Genomic DNA, 21,071 nt, shown 5'->3' with positions numbered 1-21,071 from the left:
AGGGCCACAGGTTGCCGAAGGCGCCCGGAGGGAAACCCATGACGAACACCCGAACCCCGTACCGGACCGGAGTCTGGCTCGTCGGCGCTCGCGGCTCGGTCGCGACAACCGCGATCATGGGAGCCGCGGGAGTGCGTGACCGGATCACCCCGACGACCGGATGCGTGACCGAGAGCCCGGACTTCGCCGCAGCCGCACTGCCCGCGTTCGGGGATCTGGTCTTCGGTGGCCACGATGTCGCCGAGACGTCACTGCCCAAGCGCGCCGAGCAGCTCGCTCACGCGGGTGTCGTGCCGAGGCAGCTACCCGACCTGGTGCAGGACGATCTCACGGCGGCCGACGCGGAGATATGCCCCGGAACTCCGGCAATCGAAGCGGACCGCAGCCAGCGCGAGATCGCCACGATCCTCGCCCGAGACCTGCGATCCTTCCGCGAACGTCATGAGCTCGCCCGCGTCGTCGTCATCAACGTGTCATCGACGGAACCACAGCCGGATTCACGTCCCGAACACGCGGAACTGTCGGCACTGGAACAGGCACTGGGTGACACGGTCACCAATGGACAGAACATCCTTCCGGCGAGCTCACTATATGCCTACGCAGCACTGCAGGCCGGTTGCTCCTACGTCGACTTCACGCCCTCCCTGGGAGCACGCCTGCCCGCCCTCGACGAGCTCGCCCGCCGACAGCGGCTGCCCTACGCTGGCAGTGACGGCAAGACCGGCGAGACGCTGGTGAAATCCGCCCTGCTGCCGATGTTCGCCGCCCGGCAGCTTCGTGTCCTGTCCTGGTCCGGCACCAACCTGCTCGGCGGCGGCGACGGGGAGAACCTCGCCGACCCGACGAACGTGACGAGCAAGACGGCCTCGAAGCAACGTGCGATCGGCGAATCACTGGGCTATCCCGTGGACGGGGACGTGCACATCGACTACGTTCCCGATCTCGGCGAGTGGAAGACCGCCTGGGATCACATCTCCTTCGAAGGTTTCCTCGGAGCCAGAATGTCCATGCAGTTCACCTGGCAGGGATGCGACTCCTCCCTCGCCGCCCCGCTCGTTCTCGACCTCGCGCGGCTGCTCGCCCGCGCCCACGAGACCGGGCACACGGGCGCTGTCGAAGATCTCGCCTTTTTCTTCAAGGATCCGCTCGGCGTCGAGGAACACCGGCTGATCCCGCAGTACGAGATGCTGCGCTCCTTCGCGAATTCGCTGGGGAGGACACGGTGATGGAACCGAAAGCGGTGGTTCGACTGGTTCGCGCCCCGGCGGCTCTGTCCGTGCCGGGCGACGTCCTCGCGGGCGCGGCGACCGGCCGGTCGTTCGGCGCGGCCACGCCGGCGCTGGCTGCTTCGTCCTGCTTCCTGTACTGGGCCGGGATGGCACTCAACGACTACGCCGATCGCGACATCGACGCGGTCGAACGGCCGAGCCGACCGATTCCGTCCGGGCAGGTCGGTGCCCGCTTCGCGCTGGGCTTGGCCGGTGGGCTCACCGCGGCGGGCCTGGCAACGGCCGCGCTGGCGGGTGGCCGGCGTGCTCTCGCGGTCGCGGCACCGCTGGCGGCAACGGTGTGGGGCTACGACCTGGGACTGAAGAACACCCTCGCCGGTCCCGCGACGATGGCGACCGCTCGAGCCCTGGACGTGCTGCTGGGGGCAGGCGCGGGCAGGCTGCGCGCGGCCGTCCCCGCGGCGATGACGATGGGGGCCCACACGCTCGCGGTCACCACGCTGAGCCGGGCCGAAGTCACCGGATCGGGTCGGCGCCTGCCCGCGGTCACGCTCGCCGCGACCACCGGGGTCACGGCCGCGGTCGCCGGGTCCGCGACGAGATCCCGTTCCGGAGGCCGCCGCGATGCCCTGCGCGTCGCGGCGAGTCTCGCTCCGCTGGCCGCGTATGCCACCAGCGTCGGGCGTGCCCAGCTCGACGCCGTCCGCGAACCCAGCCCGCGATACCTGCAGCGCGCGGTCGGTGCGGGAATTCTCGGGATGATTCCGCTGCAGTCCGCGCTCGTCGCGAGCCGCGGGGCTCACCGCTGCGCCGCCGCCGTCATGGCGGCCTTCCCCTTGGCACGGCGGCTTTCCAGGCGGGTGTCGCCGACATGAATGATCCGATGTTCTCTTCCGCTTCCCCGGCAGCGGCCGCAGTGGAGACCCCGACAGCGGCACGCTCCGGGCAGACCCTGCGCTTCGGCTACGGCACGAACGGCTTCGCCAATCATCGCCTGGACGACGCCCTCGACATCCTCGCGGGCCAGGGATACGCCGGTGTGGCGCTCACACTGGATCACGCGCACCTCGATCCCTTCTCCCCGGCCGTGTCCACACAGGTGGCGCGGGTCCGCCGTCGACTCGACCGGCTCGGTCTGGGCGTCGTCGTCGAAACCGGGGCCCGCTACCTGCTCGATCCCCGGCACAAGCACCACCCCACGCTGCTGTCGGATTCCGGGCGCCGGCACCGGATCGACTTTCTCCGCCGGGCCGTGCGCCTCGCAGCACAGCTGGGTGCCGAGGCGGTGTCCTTCTGGAGCGGCGCAAAGCCACCGGAACTCGGCGACGAGGAGGCATGGCGGCGCCTGACCGACGGGTGTTCGGCCGTGCTGGACACTGCCGCCGAGCACGGTGTCGTGCTCGGTTTCGAACCCGAGCCGGGCATGTTCGTCGACACCCTCGACGGCTACGAGGAATTGGTGCACAGGCTCGGACAACCACCGTTGTTGGGGCTGACTCTCGACATCGGACACTGCCGTTGTCTCGAGCCGGACAGCGTGCCCGACTGCGTACGCCGCGCGGGCCCCCGGCTGGTCAACGTCCAGATCGACGACATGTGTCGCGGCGTGCACGAGCACCTGGAGTTCGGCGAGGGCGAGATCGACTTTCCCCCCGTGCTCGCGGCCCTGGCCGAGGTCGACTACTCCGGACTCGTCGCCGTCGAACTGCCCCGGCACAGTCACGCCGCTCCGGTCGTCTCGCAGCGTTCGATCCGCTTCCTGGAGCATGCCTGGCGAAAGGTGCCCGTATGACCCGGAATACGCCTCCGGAAGAGTTGCGCGTCCTGCTCGATGCCCGATTGTCCGGGCAGGGCAGGCGGTGGCTGGCCGACGCGCTGGACCGGATCGGCGGGGACCGCACGGCCATCGGAGCCCTGTTTCCCGCGGCCGGGCGGCGCTGTGGCCGTGGTCCCCTCCACGGCCCGCAGGCCCCCGCATCGGGGAGCGAGGAGCGCGGATGGACCGTCGATGACGCCGCGCGCACGCTCATGATGGCGGCGCTGCCGCTGTCCGGTGCCGACCTCGGCGAGGAGGTGGCAGCGCTGTACCGGTACGGCGACGCCGCGGAGAAACGCGGGGTGCTGCGCGGACTGGGACCGCTCGACACCGGCGACAAGCTCGGCGACCACGCGCTGCCGCTGGTTCACGATGGCCTGCGCACCAACGACACCCGGCTCATCGCCGCCGCCCTGGCCGCCTACGGTGCCCGGCACCTGGAACCGGCAGGGTATCGCCAGGGCGTACTCAAGTGCGTCTTCCTCGGCATCCCGCTGGCCGACATCAGCGGACTCGCCGAGCGCGCCGACGCCGAACTCGCCCGGATGCTCGCCGACTACGCCCACGAGCGCCGAGCCGCCGGGCGCGACATCCCCGCCGACGTGTTCGGGCTCGTCGACCCGAACGACATCAACCCGTCCAGGGAGACATGATGCGCATTTTCGATCCGCACATCCACATGACATCGCGGACGACCGACGACTACGCCGCGATGCACCACGCGGGCGTGCGGGCGCTGGTGGAGCCCTCGTTCTGGATGGGCCAGCCCCGCACCTCCGTGGCGACCTTCGTCGACTACTTCGACGGGCTCGTGGGGTGGGAACCCTTTCGGGCCGCCCAGTACGGCATCCGCCACCACTGCACCATCGGGCTCAATCCGAAGGAGGCCAACGACCCGCGTTGCCGTGACGTGCTCGACATCCTGCCGCGCTACCTGGCCAAGGACGGCGTCGTCGCCGTCGGTGAACTCGGCTACGACGCGATGACCGCCGAGGAGGACATGGTCTTCGCCGCCCAGCTCGCCCTGGCCGTCGAGCACGATCTCCCCGTCCTGGTCCACACTCCGCACCGCGACAAGGTCGCGGGCACCCGCCGCACTCTCGACGTCGTCCGCGAGTCCGGCATCGCCGCCGAACGTGTCGTGGTCGATCACCTCAACGAGGTGACCGTCGACCTGGTGGCCGGTTCCGGCTGTTGGATGGGCTTTTCCATCTATCCCGACACGAAAATGGACGAGGATCGGATGGTGGCGATCCTGCAGGAGTACGGCACCGAGGGCATGCTGGTGAACTCCGCGGCCGACTGGGGCAAGAGCGATCCACTGAAGACGGCCAAGACCGCCCGGGCGATGTTGGATGCGGGATTCGGCGAGGACGACGTCGACACGGTGCTCTGGCGCAACCCGATCGACTTCTACGCCCAGAGCGGCAAGCTCGAACTCGACGACAACACGGACACCCCTGTGGACCAGGGCGCGACCTTCGCGGGCAACTCCATCCTGCGCGGCGCGCGGCCGGAGAGCTGAGCCCATGCGATTCCGGCATCCCGACGGCTCGACCGTCCACCTCGCCTACTGCACGAACGTCCATCCCGCCGAGGACCTCGACGGGATCATCGCCCAGCTCGACCGGTACGCCGTGCCGATCCGCGAACGCCTCGGCACCGACCGGCTCGGGCTCGGCCTGTGGCTCGCGCGCGACGTCGCGACCACCCTGACCGAGGACGATACCGCGCAGGCGCGGCTGCGCGCCGAACTCGCCGCGCGCGGCCTCGACGTGGTCACCCTCAACGGGTTTCCCTACCGCGGTTTCCAGCAGCCGGTGGTCAAGCACGCCGTCTACCGCCCGGACTGGACCGAACGGGCCCGGCTGGACTACACGCTCGACCTCGCGCGGCTGCTGACCCGGTTGCTTCCCGACGATGTCGACCAGGGCAGCGTCTCGACGCTGCCGCTGGGATGGCGGCAGCCCTGGCACCGCGATCAGCAGCAGGCTGCGCGTGACCGGCTCGACGAGCTCGCTCGCGGCCTGGTCAAGATCGCCGCCGAGGAAGGTCGCACGGTGCGCGTGGGCGTGGAGCCGGAACCGGGCTGTGTCATCGAGACGACCGGCGAGGCCATCACCCACCTGGCGGGCGTGGACGCCGACCACCTCGGCGTTTGCCTCGACACCTGCCACCTCGCCGTCGCGTTCGAGAACCCGCGGCAGGCCCTGCACGACCTGACCGCGGCCGGTCTGCCCGTGGTCAAGGCACAGGCCTCCTGCGCGTTGGAAGTCCCGGATCCCCACCAGCCCGAGGCCCGGGCCGCGCTGGAGTCCTTCGCCGAGCCGCGTTTCCTGCACCAGACGCGGGAGGCCACGAACGGACGTCCCCACGGGGTCGACGACCTCGACGCCGCGCTGGGCACCGCCGAGGGCCTGCCCGGCTACCAGCCCTGGCGCGTGCACTTCCACGTGCCGCTGCACGCCGACCCGCCCCCGCCACTGGCCACCACCCGCCCGGTGCTGGTGTCCTCTCTCGACACGCTGCTGGGCGGCGAGACGGCGCGGACCCGGCACGTCGAGGTGGAGACCTACACCTGGGACGTGCTCCCCGAACGGCAACGCCCGCAAGGAGGTCTCGTGGAGGGCATCGCGGCCGAACTCGACTGGACCCGCCGCCACCTGCTCGCACTCGGACTCACGGAGGTCACCCGATGAACGCTCCCCCTGCCGCGCGCACGCCGGTCCTGCTGCTCGACGTGGTCGGCATGACCCCGCGGCTGCTGGCGCACATGCCGAATCTCCGGCGTGTCGCCGAGCAAGGTTTCCAGGCCGAGCTGGGCACGGTGTTTCCCGCTGTGACCTGCTCGGTGCAGTCGAGTCTGCTCACCGGCCGCTACCCGGGCGGGCACGGCATCGTCGGCAACGGGTGGTACTTCCGCGACCTCGGTGAAGTCCACCTGTGGCGCCAGCACAACCGTCTCGTGGCGGGCGAAAAGATCTGGGAGACCGCCCGCGAGAGCGCACCCGACTACCGGACCACCAACGTCTGCTGGTGGTACGCGATGGGGATGACCACCGACGAGACCGTCACTCCCCGGCCGATCTACCACGCCGACGGGCGCAAGTCCCCGGACTGCTACACCTACCCCGCCGACCTGCACGACGAGCTCACCGGCAAGTTCGGGACGTTCCCGCTGTTCAACTACTGGGGCCCGACCGCATCGATCGCCTCATCGCAGTGGATCGCAGGCGCCACCCGCCACCTGCTCGTCACTCGCCGCCCCGACCTCACGATGGCCTACGTCCCGCACCTCGACTACGACCTGCAGCGCCACGGGCCGGACAGCCCGCAGGCCGTCACCGCTGCCCGCGACGTGGACGCCGCTCTCGGCCCGCTGCTCGATCAAGCCCGGGCCGAGGGCGCGACCGTGGTGGCGCTGTCGGAGTACGGCATCACGCCGGCGAGCCGCCCGGTCGACATCAACCGCGCGCTGCGCCGGGAACGGTTGCTGCACGTCCACACCCAGGAGGGCATGGAATACCTCGACCCGTGGACCTCGCGAGCCTTCGCCGTGGCCGACCACCAGGCCGCGCACGTCTACGTCCGCGATCCGGCCGACCGCAGGCGCGTCCGTGACCTGATCGCTGCGCTGCCCGGCGTCGACGAGGTGCTCGACGTCGAGGGCAAGGCCCGCTACGGCATCGACCACGAGCGCGCCGGAGACCTGGTCGCGGTCGCCGAGCCCGGGGCGTGGTTCACCTACTACTACTGGCTCGACGACGACCGGGCACCCGACTTCGCCACGCACGTGGAGATCCACCGCAAGCCCGGCTACGACCCCGCCGAGCTGTTCATGGACCCGAACGACCGCACGGTCCGACTCCGCGCGGCGGCCGCGCTGGCCCGCAAGAAGCTCGGGTTCCGCTACCGCATGAACGTCGTCCCGCTCGACCCCGCCCCGGTGCGCGGCACCCACGGGCGGCTTCCCGACCGGGCGGCCGACGGCCCCGTACTCCTGTGCTCCGACCCCGATCCCGGACGGGAGCGCTACCACGCGACCGAGGTCAAAGACCTGCTGCTGCGGCTGTCCGGGCTGCAACAACCGGCGGCGACCACCTGCTGAAGATTCCCCTGAACCCGTTGGAGGAACGATCATGGTACGACCGATCACCCTGTTCACCGGACAATGGGCCGACCTCCCCTTCGAGGAAGTCGCCCGATTGGCGTCGGAATGGGGCTACGACGGCCTGGAGATCGCCTGCTGGGGTGATCACTTCGAGGTCGACAAGGCACTCGAGGACGACACGTATGTCCAGCGCAAGCGCGAGGTGCTTGACAAGTACAACCTGAACTCGTGGATCCTGTCCAACCACCTGGTCGGCCAGGCCACCTGCGACCACCCCATCGACGAGCGCCACCAGGCGATCCTGCCGCCGCGGATCTGGGGGGACGGCGACCCGGACGGTGTCCGGCAGCGGGCCGCCGAGGAAATGCAGAACACCGCGCGAGCCGCGGCGAAGTTCGGGGTGGACACCGTCGTGGGCTTCACCGGCTCGCCCATCTGGTACACCGTGGCGATGTTCCCGCCCACCCCGGATACCATGATCGAGCGCGGCTACCGGGAGTTCGCCGACCGGTGGAACCCCATCCTCGACGTGTTCGACGAGAGCGGCGTGCGGTTCGCCCTCGAGGTGCACCCCACCGAGATCGCCTACGACTACTGGACGACGGTGCGCACGCTGGAGGCGATCGGTCACCGCGAGGCGTTCGGGCTCAACTTCGACCCCTCGCACTACGTGTGGCAGGGCTTCGACCCGGTGACCTTCCTGTGGGACTTCCAGGATCGAATCCTGCACGTGGACTGCAAGGAAGCCCGGTTGCAGATGGGCAACGGGCGCAGCGGAGTCCTCGGGTCACATCTGCCGTGGGGCGACCCTCGGCGCGGCTGGGACTTCGTCTCCACCGGCCATGGGCACGTGCCCTGGCAGGACTGCTTTCGCACCCTGAACGCGATCGGCTACGACGGCCCCATCTCGATCGAGTGGGAGGACGCGGGCATGGACCGGCTGACCGGCGCCCCCGAGGCGCTCGAGTTCGTCCGCAAACTCAACTTCTCCCCGCCGTCGGCGGCCTTCGACGCCGCCTTCAGCTCCGGCAACTGATCCGGGAACTACGCACCCGCGCCCCGCACTGCTGATGGCTTGAATCAGCAGTGCGGGCCGGGGCCGAGGGAATTGAGGAAGATGGCCGTCACCGAGGCGGCCATGGCCACCACGGCCCACACCGGATAGACGAGACCGGTGGTGGCCAGCGGGATGCCGATGCCGTTGAAGGTGAACGCCGATGCCACGTTGACGCGGGTGCGGTGGTAGGAGCGCCGGCTGATCTCGCGGGCGCCGAGCACGGCGGTGACCTCCTCGCGCAGCAACACGATGTCGGCGGATTCCACGGCGATGTCGGTGCCGCCGCCTGCGGCGATGCCCACGTCGGACTGTCCCGACACCACACGGCCACCGAAGCCGACCCGCCGGGACGACCTCGATGACCGAGCAGGATGCGACCGCGCGAGCGCGCCGCGAATGCGGTGCCTACGTCGCCGTCGGCACCGGGCGCAGCGAGCGGTGAGAAACCGCCTCGGCCGGGTACCCACAGCAGGACGGCCGGCGACGAGCCGCAGCGGCGAACGCGCCGGCGGCAAGCGCCGCCCTCGGTGTGGTGGGCTGCAAAGCTGCACGCTACGCGGCCGGGCGTCGGTCTCTCGTGATGGCCACGTCGGCCTCGTGGGCAGCATGCCACGACTGTTGACAGCTCTCCGAGCAGAAGTCGTCCGATGGTGAAGTGCCCAAAGATTGTCGACACCACACGCACAAAGCCGGAGCGGTGCTTTCGCCGGTGAAACCGAGAAGTTCACTCATGATCGACGCACCCCTATCGCGATCCGAGCGGCCGATGCGGCCTCGACGAGTTCGAGGAGACCGAAGCAGGTGACAAGAAGGGTCAAACTAGCGGCAACGAACATGACAGCGAAGACGGTCAGCATAGTGTCCTCCCCTGTTCCGTTGTCCCGAACTCCGTCGGCATACCAAGCGTATCCGAAGAAAGTAACAGGTCAGCAGCTTTTTGAAATCGGCTTGCCACGTATTGCACGACTGGTGCGCACAATGGCGTTCGCCCTGCTCACGGTGAAGTTTCGCTCACCCCGTTGTCGACACGAACCCGTCCTTGGCGGGGTTCGACACTGTCGTCATCGGTCAATCTCAATCCACATTCTACGGCAGCCGATACAGCCTGACTTTCCCCATAAAGGGGCATAAACGGGATTGAACTCGCCGAGCGGGCAATACAGCGATACGGCTTTTCTTCGACGCACTTCGGTAATACGCGCCCCCGACGGGTGAGGCCGTCACCCACCGACCGGGCTCGGCCTCATCCGCGGGCAACCGGCACTGTCTACATCTCGATGCCGGTCAAAACGGTGACTCGTTCCTCGGTGAGGTCGTGCATGGCCGAGCGCACGCCTTCCCGGCCGACGCCGGATTCCTTCACTCCTCCGTAGGGCATCTGGTCGGCCCGGTAGCTGGGCACGTCACCGACGATCACGCCACCGACGTCCAGCGTCGCCGAGGCGTGGAAGGCCGTCTGCAGGTCGTGGGTGAACACGCCGGCCTGCAGTCCGTAGCGGGACTCGTTGACCCGGTCGAAGGCCTGCTGGGTCTCCTCGACCTCCTCCAGCAGCACGACCGGTCCGAATACCTCTTCGTGGCTGATGCGGGCCTGCTGTGGCACCCCGGCCAGCACCGTGGGGGCACAGCTGTTGCCGTCCCGATCGCCGCCGGTGAGCAGCTCGGCTCCGGCGGCGATCGCCTCGTGCACCCACTCCTCGACGCGGTCTGCGGCCCCGGGCTCGATCAGCGGCCCGACCATGGTGGACTCGTCGCGCGGGTCACCGGTTCCCAGGGATTCCACGGCCTTGACCACCCGGGCCGCCAGCTGGTCGTAGACCTCGCGGTGGGCGTAGACCCGCTGCACCGACACGCACGACTGGCCCGCCTGATACATCGCGAAGGTGGCGATGCGCTGGGCGGCGTGCTCGAGGTCGGCCTCGTCGGCGTAGTCCGGGCACACCACCACGGCAGCATCGCCGCCGAGTTCCAGGGTCACGTGCTTGCGCGGCACGGAGTCCAGGATCCTCCAGCCGACCGGGCCGGATCCGGTGAACGACACCACCGGCAGTCGCGGGTCGGCAACGAGGTCGGCGGCCTGCTCGTCGGTGGTCGGCAGCACCGACCACGCCCCGGCGGGCAGGTCGGTCTCGGCGAGGAGCTCGCCGAGCAGCAGCGCCGACAGCGGTGTCTTCGGTGCCGGTTTGAGCACGATCGGTGCCCCGGCGGCCAGCGCGGGCGCGACCTTGTGCGCCACCAGATTCAGCGGGAAGTTGAACGGTGCGATCCCCAGCACAGGACCACGCGGGGCTCGGCGCAGCAGCGCCAACCGTGACGGCCCCGGCTCGGTGTCCAGCCGCTGCAACTCACCGGAGAAACGGCGGGCCTCCTCGGCGGCCCACCGGAACGTCGACACCGACCGGTTCACCTCGGCACGCGCCCAGGTGATCGGCTTGCCGTTCTCGGCGACGATGAGCTCCGCGATCTCCTCGCCGCGTTCGGCCAGACGCCTGCTGACGTGGTCCAGCGCCGCGGCACGGGCGTGCGCAGGCAGCGCGGCCATGTCTTTCCGGCAGGCATCCGCTGCCGCCACGGCCTGTTCCACGTCGTCTGCGGTGGCGTAGCACGCCGTGGCGACCATCGACGAGTCGTACGGGTTGCGCACCTCGAACGTCGCCGTGCTCGTCGCCGCCCGGCCCGCGATCCAGTACTCGACCACCGATTCCATCGAACCTCCAAAAGCTGCTTGTACGGGCAGGATAGGCACGCACCCGGTCACACGATCCTGCCAATCCGGCGCGATCGACCCGCCCACATCGCCGTTCTGGCACGTTGGCCACGCTGCGGTCGACACCCATGCGGCACCGCCCGCGCGACGGCATCGACGGACAGCGGCACCGATGGACAGGAGCCACCCACGTGTCCGGGCTTCCCACGGCTCAGTCGAACCGGTGGGTCACGTGCTTGAGGCGGGTGTAGTCCTCGAACCCGTAGCGGGACAGATCCTTGCCGTAGCCGGAGTGCTTGAACCCGCCGTGGGGCATCTCGGCGAGAAGCACCATGTGCGTGTTGACCCACACGCACCCGAAGTCCAGCCGGGCCGCGGCCCGGTGCGCACGACCGTGGTCGGTCGTCCACACACTGGAGGCCAGGGCGTAGTCGACGCCGTTGGCCAGCCGCAGCGCCTCGGCCTCGTCGGCGAACGTCTGCACCGTCAGGATGGGACCGAACGTCTCCTGCTGGACCGCGGCATCCTCCTGGTGCAGCCCGCTGACGACGGTGGGTGCGAAGAAGAATCCCCGCTCACCCACCCTCACTCCCCCGGTGAGCACCCTGGCGTGCTCGGGAAGGTCCCGTATCACGCCCTGCACCCCGGCCAGGTGATCGGCACTGTTCAACGGCCCGAAGACGGCTTGCTCATCGGACGGTGGGCCGCAGCGAGTCTCCTCGGCCCGCGCGACGAGTTCACGGAGGAACTCCTCGGCCACGGACTCCTCGACCAGGACCCGGGTTGCGGCGGTGCAGTCCTGCCCGGCGTTGAAGAAGCCCGCACCCGCCACAGCCTCGGCGGCGGCACCGAGGTCGGCATCGGCGAACACCAGTGCAGGCGCCTTGCCTCCGAGTTCGAGGTGCACGCGCTTGAGGTCGCCTGCCGCATCGGTGGCCACCTGCTGACCGGCCCGCGTGGACCCGGTGATCGAGACCATCGCCGCAGTCGGGTGCGCCACCACCGCCCGCCCGGTGTCGCGATCGCCGCAGACCACGTTGAGCACGCCGGGCGGCAGGCAGTCCGCGGCCAGCTCGGCGAGCATCGCCGCGGTCACCGGGGTGGTGTCGGCGGGTTTGAGCACCACCGCGTTTCCCGCCGCGATGGCCGGGGCGATCTTCCAGACCGCCATCATCAGCGGGTAGTTCCAGGGCGCGATCTGGCCGATGACACCCACCGGCTCGCGGCGAACGTAGGAGGTGTGTCCGGTGGCGTACTCACCGGCCGCCGCTCCCTCCAGCATCCGGGCAGCGCCTGCGAAGAAGCGGATCTGGTCCACCGAGGCGGCGACTTCCTCGCCGCGCGTGGCGGCCAGTGGTTTGCCGGTGTTGTGCGCTTCGGCGGCGACGAATTCCTCGCCGCGGCGTTCCAGCTCGTCGGCCAGCCGCAACAGGGCACGCTGCCGCTCGGCCGGGGTGGTCGCCGACCAGGTCTCGAAGGCCTCCTCGGCCGCCCGATAGGCGGCCTCGACATCCACGGCCGACGACAGCGGGGCGGTCCCGAACACCTCGCCGGTGCAGGGGTCGACCAGTTCCGTGGTGTGCCCGTCGGCGGCCTCGACCGGCTTCCCGCCGACGACGTTGCTCACCGTGTGCATCAGCGACCTCCCGACGGCAGGATGCTCAGCAGTTCGTACAGGGCATGGCTTGCGGCGATGCCGGTGATCTCGGCGTGGTCGTAGGCGGGGGCCACCTCGACCACGTCGGCGCCGACCACGTTGAGCCCGTTCAGTCCGCGCAGCAGTTCCAGCAGTTCCCTGCTGGACAGTCCCCCGGACTCGGGAGTGCCGGTGCCGGGCGCGAAGCCCGGATCGAGCACGTCGATGTCGATCGAGGCGTAGACCGGCCGATCGCCCAGCCGCGCCCGCATGCGCTCGATGATGTCGTCGATCGGGCTGCGGGCGAAGTCGCGGGAGTGCACGGCGGCGAAACCCATCTTCTCGCTCTCGTCCAGATCCACCCGGGCGTACAGCGGCCCGCGGATGCCCACGTGCATGGAGTGCTCGCCGTCGATCAGCCCCTCCTCGGTGGCCCGCCGGAACGGGGTGCCGTGGGTGTAGGGCGATCCGAAATAGGTGTCCCAGGTGTCCAGGTGGGCATCGAAGTGCAGCAGCGCGACAGGACCGTGCCGTTCGTGCTGGACGCGCAGCAGCGGTAGGGCGATGGTGTGGTCACCACCGAGGGTGACCAGCCTGCGTCGGGTGCCCGAAAGCTCGCGGGCGCCGGATTCGATGGCCGAAATGGCCTCGTTCAGGTCGAACGGGTTCACGCCCACGTCACCGGCGTCGGCGACCTGCTGGGTGGCGAAGGGCTCGGTGGCCAGCGCCGGATTGTAGGGCCGCAGCAACCGGGAACTCTGCCGGACGTGGTTGGGTCCGAACCGCGCACCGGGACGGTAGCTGACGCCGGTGTCGAACGGGACGCCCCACACGAGCGTGTCGGCATCGGTCACCTCGGCCAGCCGTGGCAGGCGGGCGAAGGTGGTGTCGCCGCCATACCGGGGAATCCGGGTCGAATCCACCGGTCCGATCGGGTCGTTCATGTCCTCTCCTCGAAAAACGGTCGTCAAGCCTCGGCGAGGATTTCGGCGGCCGCGCGCTTTCCGGATTCGATGGCGCCGTCGATGAAGGCGCGCCAGCGCCGCGCCGTGTGCGAGCCCGCGAAGTGCACTCGCCCCTCGGGGCGTCCGACGGCCAGCTCGTACTTGGCGAACTGCCCGGCACGGAAGGTCGCCCAGGTGCCTTTCGAGTACTCGTCGTGGACCCAGGGGTGCGTGTGCGCGTCGACGACCTCGGCGTGCGGAGCGAATTCGCGCACCGCGCGCTGGACGTCGGCCAGGTCATCGGCGTCCACACGGTCGTGCTCCGGGGCGAAGCACACCAGCACCACGCCGCGCTCGATGGTGCCCATCGCCCCGACGTAGTCGAAGTCGGTTCCCCAGCCGAATCCGCTGAGGTCCTCGGGGACGTTGCGGGCCAGCGCCCAGATCTTCTGTCCCTGCCCGGCGTGGTTCTCCGCGGAGATCGCGAGCTTGTCCGCGGGCAACCGCGGGGTGAAGTCGATGTCGCGCAGCACCCCGATCGGCACCGTCACCAGCACGCGCCCGGCCCGCACCCGGCCGTCCCGGTAGGAGATCGTGGCGCCGTCGTCCTCGGCGTGCACCTTCTCGACGGGGCTGGACAGCCGGATCTCCGCGCCGCTGTCCTCGGCGATCGCCCGCGCCAGCGAGGCGGTGCCGTGCGTGAAGGTGTAGCCGAGGACGCTGGCCTGCACCATCCCCCACAGGGAGTTGTCCATGGCCGCCAGCCACCGGATGACGTCCAGCGCCGATGCGGTGTCCTCGTGGGCGTTGGCGCAGCCGCAGAACCACGAGATCAGCAGTTCGCGGGCGTTGCCGCCGAGTCCGGCCTCGGTGGCCCACTGCCTGATGGGCACGTCGAGATCGGCCAGGTCCTGTTCGGTCAGCGGGCGCAGCGGATCGATCCGTTCACCTGCGGCGACCAGCGCCCGCAGGGCGTGTTCGAGCTCGCCGTACTCCTGCGGCGACACGGGCAGCAGGGTATCCAGGACCTCGCCGTGGTCGGACCACGTCATGCGGTCCGGCAGTTCGCTGTCGGTGACGGAGATACCGTAGCGCCGCACTTCGGCGAACACGTGGCTCTGCTGCGGAACGATCCACGTGCCGCCCATCTCCAGGCCGAAACCGTCGAAGGCGTCCGGTTGGTACCAGGTGGAACCGCCGATGCGCTCACGCGCCTCCAGCACCAGGACACTGCTGCCCGCCGCGCGCAGGTCCCTGGCTGCGGTCAGGCCGGCGAATCCGGCACCGATGACGACGACGTCGTAGGTTTCCATGATCGAAGCTTTTCCTCTCGATACTGTGCTTGGACAGGCAGCGGTCGGGCATCCCGCGCGGAATCATGTGCCCGTGGTCGCCGCGGAGTTCCGCGGCCGTGCGGCCGCTCGTGCCTCGGGGGTGCCACGGGCGGCGTCCTCGGGCATGGGCTGACGGCTTCCCCGGGTGAACAGCAGGTACGCCACGGCCGTCGTGGCGGCGGCGAGGACGAAACTCAGGTCGATGCCGCCGGTGAAGCTCAGCAGCGGCCCCCGGTACAGCGCGGTGTCCACCGACAGCAGCCCCACACCCGAGCCGACCGCCCACGCCGCGGTCGCCGCGATACTCCAGCCGCCGCGATACCAGTAGATGCCGCCCCGGGCACGCCGGTTGAAGACCTGCAGCGCATCCGGGTCGTAACGACCACCGCAGCGCACGAAGCCGATCAGCGTGATCACCGCCCACGGCGTTCCGACCGCGGTGAGCAGCAGGACGAAAGCCGTCACCGCGTTCTGGGCATCCCAGACGAAATAGCCGAGGAAGACCAGCACGGTCGAGACCACCGAGACCAGGGCGGTGGCCTGCAGGCGGGACAGTCGCGGCACGATCGCGTCCAGGTCGAGGCCCATGCTGTAGATGAGGATCCCGGCGTTGCCGACCGTGCCGAACATTCCGTTGATCAGCAGCGGCAGCAGGAACCACAGCGGCGCGGCCGCGACCAGGGAACCGACGTAGTCCTCGTCGGCTCCGGAGGCGAAGGCCGTGAACGTTCCGAACAGCTGCGGAATCAGCAGGCCCAGCATCATGCCGCCCGCCGCGCCGAGCACGACCCGCCCGGACGAGTGGCTCCGTGGTGAGACGTAGCGGGTGTAGTCGCCGAGCAGGGTGATGAAGGCCATCGGCCCGCTCAACCCCGCCGCGACGGTGGACAGCGCCCACGTGGTCCAGAAGTCACCGAGCAGGTAGCTGTCCACGATGGGGCTGGTGGTGAATTGATCGGCGTAGGCGAGCACGCCGGTCAGCATCAGCACGCTCATCCCGATGGCCAGCCACCGCGTCATGCGGGTCAGCAACTGGTAGCCGAAGATCGCGGCGAACACGGTCAACACCGCCAGCAGTGTGTAGACCACGGTGTAGCTGACCGCGCCGCTGGGCAGCCCCAGCAATCGATGCAGCGGCCCGACCACCGCCGCACCCCCGGTCCACAACGTCAGTGCCGCGTAGCCCAGCGACAGCAGCAGCCCGATCGCCGAGCCGACCAACCGGCCGCGCACGCCGAAATGGCCGCCGCTGCTGGTGGACAGGTTCGTCCCGGTCCGCCACGAGACCAGGGCCAGGGGAGCGACCAGCAGTGTCCCCAGCACGGTCCCGGCCACCATCGAACTGGCGGCGGCCCAGAATCCCAGTCCGAACGAGACCGGGAGCCAGCCGAAGATCACGACGCCGAGGGCCAGATTCGAGCCGATCAGGATGGTCACCACATCCCGGGGTCGGCCGGTGCGGTCGGGTTCGGGGATCGTGTCCACCCCGTGCGTCTCGATACCGACAGCCCCTTCGGACGCGGAGGCCGTCGGCGGCGGTTGCGGGGTCATCGGTGACCTCCTTGGCTGCGTGCCGGGCCGGGTGGCTCCGGCGTGGGAAGACTTCTTCCGCGCGGTCCGCCCCAGGGTGGTCGCCGTCACCGTACGAACGTCAGTCACCGATCCTCCAACGAACACAACCACCGTTGGAGGATCGAACAACGCCGTAGTGCAGGCGGCACGAATCAGCCCGCGCGCAGCGCTCGCAAGGCGAGGAAGAGATCCACCCGGTCGGGGGTGTGCGCGAGGCTGCGGCCGGTCAGGTCCTCCACCCTGCTCATCCTGTGCCGCAGTGTGTTGATGTGCACGTGCAGCCGCTGGGCGGACTCACGCCAGCGCCCACCCGTGTCCAAAAAGACCTCCAGGGAGGGCAGCAGCTCGCTGCCGCGCCGCTCGTCGTGTTCCAGCACGGGACCGAGCAGCGCGCGCGAGGTCGCAGCCAGCAGCTCGGGGTCCTGCGTCGACAGCAACAGGGTCGGGCTGCTGAGCTGATCGTGGGTCATCCACCCACTGGAGCTCTGCGCCGAGACCGCCTCGGCCGCATGCGCGGCCTGCAACAGGCTCACCCGCAGCTCCGCCACCGAACCGGGCTCACCCACGCCGACATACGTCGCCGCGCTGCCTTCCCGGTTGAACTCCGCGTGCACGCGCCGCGCGCACTCGGCGGCGCTGTGCCGGATCCGGGCGAAAGCGACCGCCGTGCCACCTCGCTCGACCGCGACCCCGTCGGTACCCAACAGCGCACTCAGCCGCACGGCGGCGGTCTCCGGCCGTGGCGTGCGCAGAACAACCCCGGCCAACGGTCCCTCCGGAGGCAGACTCAGCGCGTGCAGACGCGTGCGCAGCGCGGCGATCCCGGCACTTCCGCCATAGACCCACTCGAACAACTCCCCCGCATACCGCAGCTCCGTGGCGCGGAGCGCACGGCTGCGCTCGATCTCCAGGGCGATGAACGGCATCGCCTGGACGACGGCGGCATGCTGCTCGACGTCGAGCTCCTCCATCGGGTGCGGCAACACGAGCTCCGCATCGGCGATCCCCTCGCCCATCAGCGGGAGGGGGTGGGCGGGGTCCGGCACGGTGCCCTCCACGAGTCCGCCCGCGGCCCGCACCGCCACAGGCAGACCGAGCTGCCCGGTGAGTACGTCGAGCACGCTGTCGACACCCCGGCGGACGCGCAGTGCTGCCACGATCGCGTCATGCTGGCCGAGATGCCGCCGCAGCGGCTTCTCCCACTCCCGGCGCTTGGAGCTGACGAAGGACTCCACGATCTGGATGAAGGCCACCTCCACGGGGACGACGAAACAGGTCAGCCCGTACGTGCGTGCGGCGTCGACGAACGCCTCGGGGACCTCGATTTCCGGCGGCACCAGGCCGAATCCGACCGCGGCCACGTCGGCATCGGCGAGATCGGCCATGAAGGACTCCGGCCTGGTGCCCGCGTTGCGCCATACCCCGGCGGTGAGCACGACCTCACCCCCACGCAGGAAACGACCCGGCCGGGGAATCTCGATCGTGTGCACCCACCGGATGGGCCGGTCCAACCGTCCCCGGACCCGCAGATCCAGCGACAACGCCGGGTCGGCGACCATGTCCTCCACGAGCACGACCACACCTCCTCACGGGCACGTGATCACGTGTCCTGCTCGATGACCTGCAATGCCAACCACAGTTCGGCGCGCACTCCCGGCTGATCGAGACTGCGCCCGAGCAGTCCCTCTACCTTGCGAATGCGATTGCGCAGGGTATGACGATGCACGCCCAGCCTGCTCGCCGCCGGGTCCCACTGCCCGTGCTGGGCCAACCATTCCCGCAGGGAACTCATCAGACCATCACCCGCCCCACCACGACGCGTACCGGCGTCGTGCTCCCGCAACGGCGCCAGCAGCGATCCGGCGAAGGCACGGGCGTCCTCGGTGGGCACCAGACGCAGCAGACCGTGCCCGGCGAGCTCGGAGAAACGAACCGCCGCGCCCGTGGCGTGGCGAGCGGCATCCACCGCCTGCCGGTACGCCGTGGCAAGACCGTCCAGAGTGCACGGTTCGGAGATGCCCACCCGCAGGCTCGCGTCCCGCTGCGGCAGACCGGTCAGCCAGTCGGCACCCTGGCTCGCATCGGCGGCCACGGCGACCACGCGACCGTCGTGGTCGGCCAGGAAGGGCGGGTGAGCCAGCGCAGCGGTCTCGGCTTCCAGCATGTCCAGGACCGTGTCGGTATCGGCGGTACCGGCCACGCTGAATACGCGCAGTTCTCCCACCGGAAACTCCGTGAGCAGTTCACTCGGTGGCCTGCGGGCGAGTTCGCCCGCGTTGCGCAGCAGGAGTTCGAAGGTTCCGGCACGCAGGCGGCGACGTGCGTCGCCGACGACGTGCTGCTGTTCCAGCGCCAGCGTCAGCAGCGAGGCGGCCGAGTTGACGATGTGGTGCTCCGTGGTGGTCCACGGCTCGGCACGTCCCACCGCGAGCACTCCTCGTGCCCGGGTGCCCAGCACCTGGAGGCTGATCTCCGCACCGCGCAGGGAGACCACGGAGGTGGCCAGTCCCCGCTTGCGAAGCAGCCGGGCGACCTCCGGGCCGAGCTCCTCGGACGCGCTCGCCGCCGCCTGCGGACTGGCGTGTCGCGGCATACCCGCGGGATCGAGGAGCAGAGCCCATCCGCCGACGAGCCCGGCGAGCTTGTCGATCAGCGCAGGCAACCCGTGGGCACCACTGGCGGCCCTGGCCAGTTCGTGCTGGGCGCGGCCGGTGTGGCGCAGTTCCGCGTACTCCTCGGCGGCCAGGGCACGCGAGACCGACTTGCTGATGGCGATGAACGGGACCTCCCGGGGAACTTCCAGCAGCGGAAGGCCCGTTCGGCAGGCCGCGTCGACGAGCGGCCGCGGTATCTCCCGATGGTTGATCCCGACGCCGAATCCGAGTCCGGCCACCCCTGCGGCGGCAAGCCGATCGACGTAATCCTGACAGGCCTCCGGATCGGGGGAGAGTCCCAATCCCGTGGTCAACAGGACCTCACCGCCTTCCAGGAACGGAGTCGGATCATCGAGCTCACTGGTGTGCACCCAGGTGATCGGATGATGCAGCACGTCCTGCGCAGCATGCGCGGTCAACCGCAGTTCCGGATCGGCGACAAGGTCGCGCAACGTCAACGGCATCGTCCACTCCCTGCCACAATGTCCATCGTCGGATGGCACACGCACCATATTGGCCACTGCACCGGGACGGGGAAGAGGCCGCAGGCTGATGCCCGACAGAAACCGAGGAACCCCATTCCGTCCCCGACAGGAGGCCCGTATGACCACCACCGCAGACCCCACCCGGCCCGTCGAGCAGGCCCGCAGGCTGCACACCGAGATCCCCGGCCCGCACTCCCGCGACCTGCAACAGCGCCGCGCCGCGACGGTGGCCGGTGGTGTGGGCAGCGTACTGCCGGTCTACGTGACCCGGGCTTCGGGCGGTGTCCTCGTCGACGTCGACGGCAACTCGCTGATCGACCTCGGCTCCGGAATCGCGGTGACCAACGTCGGCAACAGCGCCCCCGAGGTCGTCGACGCCGTGCGGCAGCAGGTCGCCGACTTCACCCACACCTGCTTCATGACCACGCCGTACGAGAACTACCTGCGGGTGTGCGAGGAACTGGCCGAGCTGACACCGGGCACGCACGACAAACGCAGCGTCCTGTTCAACTCCGGCGCCGAAGCGGTGGAAAACGCCGTCAAGATAGCCCGCCACGCCACCGGGCGCCACGCCGTGGTCGCCTTCGAGCACGCCTACCACGGCCGCACCAACCTCACCATGGCACTGACCGCGAAGGCCATGCCCTACAAGCACGGATTCGGGCCGTTCGCCCCGGAGGTCTACCGGGTTCCGATGTCGTATCCGGCCCGCGACGGGCTCACCGGCCCCCAGGCCGCACACCACGCCCTGTCCCGGATCGACAAGCAGCTCGGCGCCGATTCCGTCGCCGCCGTGGTGATCGAGCCGATCCAGGGCGAAGGCGGCTTCATCGAGCCCGCTCCCGGATTCCTGCCCGGCATCGCCGAGTGGTGCCGCGACAGTGGCGCACTGCTGGTGGCCGACGAGATCCAAACCGGCTTCTGCCGGACCGGAGCCTGGTTCGCCTCCGAGCACGAGAACGTGGTTCCCGACCTCATCACCACTGCCAAGGGCATCGCCGGGGGCATGCCGCTGGCCGCCGTGACCGGCCGCGCCGAGGCGATGGACGCCGTCCACGGCGGTGGCCTCGGCGGCACCTACGGAGGCAATCCCGTGGCCTGCGCGGCCGCGCTGGCCACGATCGAGGCGATGCGCGAGCGAGACCTCGCCGGGGCGGCGCAGGAGATCGAGGCTCTCGTACGACCGCGGCTGCGCGCACTGGCCGACCGCACCGACGTGGTCTTCGACGTCCGAGGGCGCGGAGCGATGCTGGCCATCGAGTTCGTCCGGCCCGGCAGCAGCGACCCGGATCCCGAGCTGACCGCCCGGATCGCTCGACGGTGCCACGAACAGGGCGTTGTCGTGCTCACCTGTGGCACCCACGGAAACGTCATCCGTCTACTTCCGCCACTGGTCATCGGCCACACGCTGCTCGACGAGGGCATTCGGGTCCTCGAGGCGGCCGTCGACGAGCACGCGCGCTGACACCGGTGGCGCGACAGTGACCGCACGGCCACTCGGTAAACCACCGGGAAACAAGAGGAAA

General features: G+C 69.7%; 16 protein-coding genes and 1 pseudogene. 9 read left to right on the top strand and 8 right to left on the bottom strand.

Annotated features, from left to right (window positions below; genetic code table 11):
• Positions 1-38: 38 nt before the first annotated feature.
• From JOF55_RS21600 to JOF55_RS21565, 8 genes are read left to right on the top strand one after another with little or no spacing between them, the layout of a single operon-like run.
• The gene (locus JOF55_RS21600; protein WP_310277485.1) at positions 39-1,226 is read left to right on the top strand and encodes an inositol-3-phosphate synthase; all 1,188 of its coding nucleotides are present in this window, start codon (positions 39-41) and stop codon (positions 1,224-1,226) included.
• On the top strand, positions 1,226-2,104 hold the full coding sequence (locus JOF55_RS21595; RefSeq protein WP_310278497.1) for an SCO3242 family prenyltransferase: 879 nt from the start codon (positions 1,226-1,228) through the stop codon (positions 2,102-2,104). Before JOF55_RS21600 ends, JOF55_RS21595 begins: the two co-directional genes overlap by 1 nt.
• The gene (locus tag JOF55_RS21590; protein ID WP_310277482.1) at positions 2,101-3,021 is read left to right on the top strand and encodes a sugar phosphate isomerase/epimerase family protein; all 921 of its coding nucleotides are present in this window, start codon (positions 2,101-2,103) and stop codon (positions 3,019-3,021) included. The genes JOF55_RS21595 and JOF55_RS21590 overlap by 4 nt, the downstream gene beginning before the upstream one ends.
• The gene (locus JOF55_RS21585) at positions 3,018-3,698 is read left to right on the top strand and encodes an EboA domain-containing protein (protein ID WP_310277479.1); all 681 of its coding nucleotides are present in this window, start codon (positions 3,018-3,020) and stop codon (positions 3,696-3,698) included. Before JOF55_RS21590 ends, JOF55_RS21585 begins: the two co-directional genes overlap by 4 nt.
• Positions 3,698-4,570, top strand: coding sequence for a TatD family hydrolase (locus JOF55_RS21580; protein WP_374727579.1), 873 nt, complete (start codon positions 3,698-3,700; stop codon positions 4,568-4,570). Before JOF55_RS21585 ends, JOF55_RS21580 begins: the two co-directional genes overlap by 1 nt.
• 4 nt (positions 4,571-4,574) lie before the next feature.
• Positions 4,575-5,744 (top strand): metabolite traffic protein EboE, encoded by a 1,170-nt coding sequence (gene eboE, locus JOF55_RS21575; protein ID WP_310277473.1) that lies wholly within the window; start codon positions 4,575-4,577, stop codon positions 5,742-5,744.
• Complete coding sequence (locus tag JOF55_RS21570; protein WP_310277470.1) at positions 5,741-7,153, top strand: alkaline phosphatase family protein; 1,413 nt, start codon at positions 5,741-5,743, stop codon at positions 7,151-7,153. The genes eboE and JOF55_RS21570 overlap by 4 nt, the downstream gene beginning before the upstream one ends.
• A gap of 31 nt (positions 7,154-7,184) precedes the next feature.
• Positions 7,185-8,192, top strand: a complete 1,008-nt coding sequence (locus tag JOF55_RS21565; protein WP_310277467.1) for a sugar phosphate isomerase/epimerase family protein — start codon at positions 7,185-7,187, stop codon at positions 8,190-8,192.
• A gap of 18 nt (positions 8,193-8,210) precedes the next feature.
• On the opposite strand, the pseudogene JOF55_RS21560 reads toward JOF55_RS21565, so the two are convergent.
• From JOF55_RS21560 to JOF55_RS21525, 8 genes and pseudogenes are all read right to left on the bottom strand, one after another.
• Positions 8,211-8,524, bottom strand: a pseudogene (locus JOF55_RS21560) (heavy metal translocating P-type ATPase); the annotation flags it as partial.
• Between the two features lie 956 nt (positions 8,525-9,480).
• Positions 9,481-10,920 (bottom strand): aldehyde dehydrogenase family protein, encoded by a 1,440-nt coding sequence (locus JOF55_RS21555; RefSeq protein WP_310277462.1) that lies wholly within the window; start codon positions 10,918-10,920, stop codon positions 9,481-9,483.
• 211 nt (positions 10,921-11,131) lie between these two features.
• On the bottom strand, positions 11,132-12,556 hold the full coding sequence (locus JOF55_RS21550) for an aminobutyraldehyde dehydrogenase (protein ID WP_310277459.1): 1,425 nt from the start codon (positions 12,554-12,556) through the stop codon (positions 11,132-11,134).
• Positions 12,556-13,500: an agmatinase gene (gene speB / locus JOF55_RS21545; protein WP_310277457.1), complete on the bottom strand. Its 945-nt coding sequence runs from the start codon at positions 13,498-13,500 to the stop codon at positions 12,556-12,558. Before speB ends, JOF55_RS21550 begins: the two co-directional genes overlap by 1 nt.
• 23 nt (positions 13,501-13,523) lie before the next feature.
• Complete coding sequence (locus JOF55_RS21540; protein WP_310277454.1) at positions 13,524-14,813, bottom strand: flavin monoamine oxidase family protein; 1,290 nt, start codon at positions 14,811-14,813, stop codon at positions 13,524-13,526.
• A gap of 63 nt (positions 14,814-14,876) precedes the next feature.
• A complete protein-coding gene (locus JOF55_RS21535; protein WP_310277451.1) occupies positions 14,877-16,385 on the bottom strand; it encodes a purine-cytosine permease family protein in 1,509 nt (502 codons plus the stop codon).
• Positions 16,386-16,558: 173 nt separating this feature from the next.
• Positions 16,559-17,980, bottom strand: coding sequence for a PucR family transcriptional regulator (locus JOF55_RS21530; protein ID WP_310277448.1), 1,422 nt, complete (start codon positions 17,978-17,980; stop codon positions 16,559-16,561).
• Positions 17,981-18,006: 26 nt separating this feature from the next.
• Positions 18,007-19,524, bottom strand: coding sequence for a PucR family transcriptional regulator (locus JOF55_RS21525; RefSeq protein WP_310277445.1), 1,518 nt, complete (start codon positions 19,522-19,524; stop codon positions 18,007-18,009).
• 139 nt (positions 19,525-19,663) lie between these two features.
• On the opposite strand from JOF55_RS21525, the gene gabT reads away from it, so the two are divergent.
• The gene (gabT, locus tag JOF55_RS21520; RefSeq protein WP_310277442.1) at positions 19,664-21,010 is read left to right on the top strand and encodes a 4-aminobutyrate--2-oxoglutarate transaminase; all 1,347 of its coding nucleotides are present in this window, start codon (positions 19,664-19,666) and stop codon (positions 21,008-21,010) included.
• Positions 21,011-21,071 lie beyond the last annotated feature (61 nt).

It is taken from the genome of Haloactinomyces albus (assembly GCF_031458135.1).
In the GTDB taxonomy this organism is placed as follows: domain Bacteria; phylum Actinomycetota; class Actinomycetes; order Mycobacteriales; family Pseudonocardiaceae; genus Haloactinomyces; species Haloactinomyces albus.
The sequence above is the reverse complement of the archived record's forward strand: the minus strand, read 5'-3'. Positions and strand labels throughout refer to the sequence as shown.

What these genes read in the sequence shown, in the direction of transcription:
- JOF55_RS21570 (WP_310277470.1), top strand. Translation starts at nt 5,741, where the DNA reads ATGAACGCTCCCCCTGCCGCGCGCACGCCGGTCCTGCTGCTCGACGTG.
- JOF55_RS21585 (WP_310277479.1), top strand. Translation starts at nt 3,018, where the DNA reads ATGACCCGGAATACGCCTCCGGAAGAGTTGCGCGTCCTGCTCGATGCC.
- JOF55_RS21595 (WP_310278497.1), top strand. Translation starts at nt 1,226, where the DNA reads ATGGAACCGAAAGCGGTGGTTCGACTGGTTCGCGCCCCGGCGGCTCTG.
- JOF55_RS21535 (WP_310277451.1), bottom strand. Translation starts at nt 16,385, where the DNA reads ATGACCCCGCAACCGCCGCCGACGGCCTCCGCGTCCGAAGGGGCTGTC.
- speB (WP_310277457.1), bottom strand. Translation starts at nt 13,500, where the DNA reads ATGAACGACCCGATCGGACCGGTGGATTCGACCCGGATTCCCCGGTAT.
- JOF55_RS21540 (WP_310277454.1), bottom strand. Translation starts at nt 14,813, where the DNA reads ATGGAAACCTACGACGTCGTCGTCATCGGTGCCGGATTCGCCGGCCTG.
- JOF55_RS21600 (WP_310277485.1), top strand. Translation starts at nt 39, where the DNA reads ATGACGAACACCCGAACCCCGTACCGGACCGGAGTCTGGCTCGTCGGC.
- JOF55_RS21550 (WP_310277459.1), bottom strand. Translation starts at nt 12,556, where the DNA reads ATGCACACGGTGAGCAACGTCGTCGGCGGGAAGCCGGTCGAGGCCGCC.
- JOF55_RS21565 (WP_310277467.1), top strand. Translation starts at nt 7,185, where the DNA reads ATGGTACGACCGATCACCCTGTTCACCGGACAATGGGCCGACCTCCCC.
- eboE (WP_310277473.1), top strand. Translation starts at nt 4,575, where the DNA reads ATGCGATTCCGGCATCCCGACGGCTCGACCGTCCACCTCGCCTACTGC.
- JOF55_RS21555 (WP_310277462.1), bottom strand. Translation starts at nt 10,920, where the DNA reads ATGGAATCGGTGGTCGAGTACTGGATCGCGGGCCGGGCGGCGACGAGC.
- JOF55_RS21580 (WP_374727579.1), top strand. Translation starts at nt 3,698, where the DNA reads ATGCGCATTTTCGATCCGCACATCCACATGACATCGCGGACGACCGAC.
- JOF55_RS21590 (WP_310277482.1), top strand. Translation starts at nt 2,101, where the DNA reads ATGAATGATCCGATGTTCTCTTCCGCTTCCCCGGCAGCGGCCGCAGTG.
- gabT (WP_310277442.1), top strand. Translation starts at nt 19,664, where the DNA reads ATGACCACCACCGCAGACCCCACCCGGCCCGTCGAGCAGGCCCGCAGG.
- JOF55_RS21525 (WP_310277445.1), bottom strand. Translation starts at nt 19,524, where the DNA reads ATGCCGTTGACGTTGCGCGACCTTGTCGCCGATCCGGAACTGCGGTTG.